Origin of the sequence: Onishia taeanensis, from assembly GCF_900100755.1 — a bacterium.
Taxonomy (GTDB): Bacteria; Pseudomonadota; Gammaproteobacteria; order Pseudomonadales; family Halomonadaceae; genus Onishia; species Onishia taeanensis.
Genome location: NZ_FNCI01000028.1, coordinates 1 through 3,798, shown reverse-complemented (window position 1 = coordinate 3,798; position 3,798 = coordinate 1). Strand labels below are relative to the sequence as shown.

The 3,798-nt window shown below is 60.7% G+C and carries 4 protein-coding genes; 3 read left to right on the top strand and 1 reads right to left on the bottom strand.

The window, feature by feature from the left end; all coding sequences use genetic code 11:
- Positions 1-123: 123 nt before the first annotated feature.
- Positions 124-417 carry a ribbon-helix-helix domain-containing protein gene (locus tag BLR71_RS17300; protein ID WP_092529110.1) on the bottom strand — a complete coding sequence of 98 codons (294 nt, stop codon included), beginning with the start codon at positions 415-417 and terminating at the stop codon, positions 124-126.
- Positions 418-663: 246 nt separating this feature from the next.
- Between BLR71_RS17300 and BLR71_RS17295 the strand changes: the two genes are divergently transcribed.
- The 3 genes from BLR71_RS17295 to gloA all read left to right on the top strand — a co-directional run bounded on the left by BLR71_RS17295 (position 664) and on the right by gloA (position 3,628).
- Positions 664-1,230: a twin-arginine translocation signal domain-containing protein gene (locus BLR71_RS17295; protein WP_092529108.1), complete on the top strand. Its 567-nt coding sequence runs from the start codon at positions 664-666 to the stop codon at positions 1,228-1,230.
- A gap of 194 nt (positions 1,231-1,424) precedes the next feature.
- A complete protein-coding gene (locus BLR71_RS17285; RefSeq protein WP_092529104.1) occupies positions 1,425-3,008 on the top strand; it encodes a GMC family oxidoreductase in 1,584 nt (527 codons plus the stop codon).
- Positions 3,009-3,094: 86 nt separating this feature from the next.
- On the top strand, positions 3,095-3,628 hold the full coding sequence (gene gloA / locus BLR71_RS17280; protein ID WP_092529102.1) for a lactoylglutathione lyase: 534 nt from the start codon (positions 3,095-3,097) through the stop codon (positions 3,626-3,628).
- Positions 3,629-3,798 lie beyond the last annotated feature (170 nt).

The following is a 3,798-nucleotide window of genomic DNA, read 5'->3' as shown; positions in this document are numbered from 1 at the left end:
TACTGCGCTCGCCCATACGGCGTTAAAAATCGGCTCAAGATGCTCATTTACACCCCGTAAACTCCGCTCTTTCGCCGTTTTTTGCCTTGTCTGGCTTTCGCTCGTCGACTTTTCAGACACAGCCTAGGCCGGCTGGCGCGATAGCGTGGTGGGCACATTGCCGAGGTGAAGGTGAACGGCGCAGGCCACGCGCAGCATCGAGGCCAGGTTGGGCACGCTGCCCTTTTCTGCGATGACTTCGCCGTAGAGCTTGCTGATGAAGCGCCCGGCCGTCATGCCCTGCTCGCTTGCCAGGCAGTCGAGGATATCCCAGAACTCGTTTTCCAGCCTGACGCTGGTCACGCTGCCCTGCAGGCGGACCGAGCGGGTGGTGCTTTCATAGCGTTTGGGATGAGTGGACGCATAGACATGGCACATGGCGTTACCCGCCGCAGAGGATGGTAATGATGTCTACATTAGCTGCATGGCGAGCAGAGAGCCATCGAGAAGCGCTCAACTTCTACCTTCGGCTAAGTAGTAACCCGCTGTTACCCCACTCCTCTCTTTCCGGCATAGCCTCGAAATCAGATGCCGCCACGCCGCCGACGTGGCGAGACATCGCCGACTGCGAGGTCGCTGCCTGATGCCGTGTCCTCACTGTTCGCTTACATGGGGAGATTCGTCATGCCGTCCACATCGCTATCACGCCGTACCTTTCTGAAAACGACCGGCGGTGCCCTGGTAGGTACCTTGGCCTTCGCCAGTGGGCCTATCGCTCTGCTGGCCCCCAGCCGCAGCTGGGCCATGCCGCTGGATGTTCTGAGCTCCCACGACGGTGAGGTGCTGCTTCAGGTCACGAAACACCTGTTCCCGCACTCCGGCCTCGAGGATGCCGTCTATGCCTTCGTGGTCAAAGACCTGGACCGTGCCGCCGAGGCCGGTGAGGTCCGAACCCTGCTCCAGGGAGGCATCAAGGCGCTCGATGATGATGCCAGCGGTGACTGGCTGGCGCTGGCGCCAGAAGATCAGTACCTGCGGGTTGCCTCGCTTGAAGGCACGCCCTTCTTCGAGAAGGTCCGCTCCACGGCCATCGTCTCGCTATACAACAATCCCCTGGCCTTCGCCCATTTCGGCTACCAGGGCGAGGAGGGCGACAAGGGCTACCTCTACAACGGATTCAGTGACCTGACCTGGCTGCCTGAGCCGCCACAGCCTGCCAACGGCTATATGCCCGGTGAAGTGCCGTCCTGAATCCTAAGGAACCACTGCATAAATGCCTGCACGAGCGATTGACTGCGTTGCGCGGTACTCGAAGGCTCGCCTAACCCCATGTTATGTCTCGCCTTCTGCGTTCCGTGCGCCTTGCCCTTCATCTCGTTCGGCGATTTATTCAGCGTTCCCCTAAAAACAAGATAAAAAAACAATACGAGTAGAGGAGAGCCATCATGGCCATGACTGACAAACAGACCCGTTTCCAGCATGACGACGATCATGTGGCAGTGATCATCGGTTCTGGCGCAGGCGGGGGCACCTTGGCTAACGAACTGGCCCAGCAGGGCATCGATGTCGTCGTGCTCGAGGCCGGCGCGATTCATACCCGCGACGACTTTCTGGCCGACGAGTGGGCGTCTTTCAGCCAACTGGCGTGGCTGGACCCGCGAACCACCTCCGGCAGCTTTCGGCTGGCCAAGGACTTCCCCAACCTGCCGGCCTGGATCGTCAAGTCGGTGGGGGGTACCACGGTGCACTGGGCTGGCGCGAGCCTGCGCATTCAGCCCCATGAATTCCGAGCCCTGAGCGAATACGGCAAGGTCGAGGGGGCCAACCTGCTCGATTGGCCGGTGAGCTATGACGAGCTGGCGCCCTATTACGCGCGAGCCGAAGACCGCATGGGCGTGACCCGCACCAATGACATCCCCGGCCTGCCGGGCAACAACAACTTCCATGTGATGTACGCTGGCGCCAAGAACCTGGGCTATGAGTGCAACACCGGGCATATGGCGATCAACAGCCAGATCCGTGATGGTCGGGCGTCCTGCCAGCAGCGCGGCTTCTGCTTCCAGGGCTGCCGCACCGGCGCCAAGTGGTCGACGCTCTACACCGAGCTGCCGGCGGCGATTGCCACGGGGCATATGGAGCTAAGGCCCCAGTCGCATGTGGCCCATATCGAGCATGATGACCAGGGCAAGGTGACAGGCGTGGTCTACTTCGATGCCAATGGCAACCAGCAGCGGCAAAAGGCACGGCTGGTGGCCGTCGCCGGTAATTCACTGGAAACACCGCGGCTGCTGCTCAATTCGGCGTCATCGCTGTTTCCGGATGGCCTGGCCAATAGCTCAGGCCAGGTTGGGCGCAATTACATGCGCCATATGACCGGTTCGGTTTACGCCACCTTCGATGACCCGGTGCATATGTATCGCGGCACCACCATGGCCGGGATCATTTCCGACGAGGCGCATCATGACGCATCGCGGGGCTTTGTCGGTGGCTATGAGATGGAAACCCTGTCGCTGGGCCTACCGTTCATGGCCGCTTTCCTCGACCCCGGTGCCTGGGGCAGCGACTTCACCGGCGCGCTCGACCAGTACGACCATATGGCCGGCATGTGGCTGGTGGGCGAGGACATGCCCAGGGAAAGCAATCGCATTACGCTCAACTCCGATCTCAAGGATGCCTACGGCATGCCGGTGGCCAACGTCCATTACGACGATCATCCCAACGATATCGCGATGCGCGAACATGCCTATCGACAAGGCTCGGCGATCTACGAATCGGTGGGAGCCAAGAACATCTATCGCACGCCGCCCTATCCCTCGACCCATAATCTGGGGTCGTGTCGCATGAGCAAGAGCGCCCAGGACGGGGTCTGCAACGGCTATGGGCAGAGCCACGACATTGCCAACCTGTTCATCTCCGATGGCAGCCAGTTCACGACCTCGGCGGCGGAGAACCCGACGCTGACCATCGTCTCGCTGGCGATTCGCCAGGCCGAGCATATTGGCCAGCTAATGAAAGAGGGAAGCATCTAGCCTTGCTCGTCACTATCACGGGGGTGGAAGTTATCCCGATCCGCCCCCATACCCTACTCAACCGCAATGACTAGAAGGGAGATCCCATGAGCTTTACCGGAGAGCAGCATCCCGGCGTTCAGGCGCCCACCGCCGAGTCCCAGGGCTTTCGCCTCAACCACACCATGGTGCGGGTCAAGGATCCCGAAAAGTCGCTGGCCTTCTATACTCGCGTGTTCGGCATGCGCGTGCTGCGCAAGCTCGACTTCGAGGAGCTCGGCTTCTCGCTGTACTTCCTGGCGCGTCTGGAAGACGGCGATGAGGTGCCCGAAGACAAGGGGCAGCGCACCGTCTGGACCTTCAGCCAGAAGGGCCTGCTCGAGCTGACTCACAACTGGGGCACCGAGAACCAGGAAGACTTCGCCTACCACGACGGCAATGCCGAGCCACAGGGCTTTGGCCACATCTGTTTTTCGGTGCCGGACCTCGACGCCGCCGTCGAGTGGTTCGATGCCAATGAGGTCGAATTCATCAAGCGCGCCGATCAGGGCAAGATGAAGGACGTGGTCTTCGTCAAGGATGTCGATGGCTATTGGATCGAGATCGTCGAAGCCGCGCGCCTGGCCAACATCGGGGCCTGACCCGTGGACGAGCTTGAGAGCGGCTGCGGCTAGCTTCCTGCCATGACGTGCCCAACACGCCCCGCCTGACGAAACTGAACTGCACCCCGAAAGTTGGACACCCAATCCAACCTTCGGGGTGTTTTTATGAGCAAACGATACGACGAGTGGTTCAAGCTCCAGGTGGCACA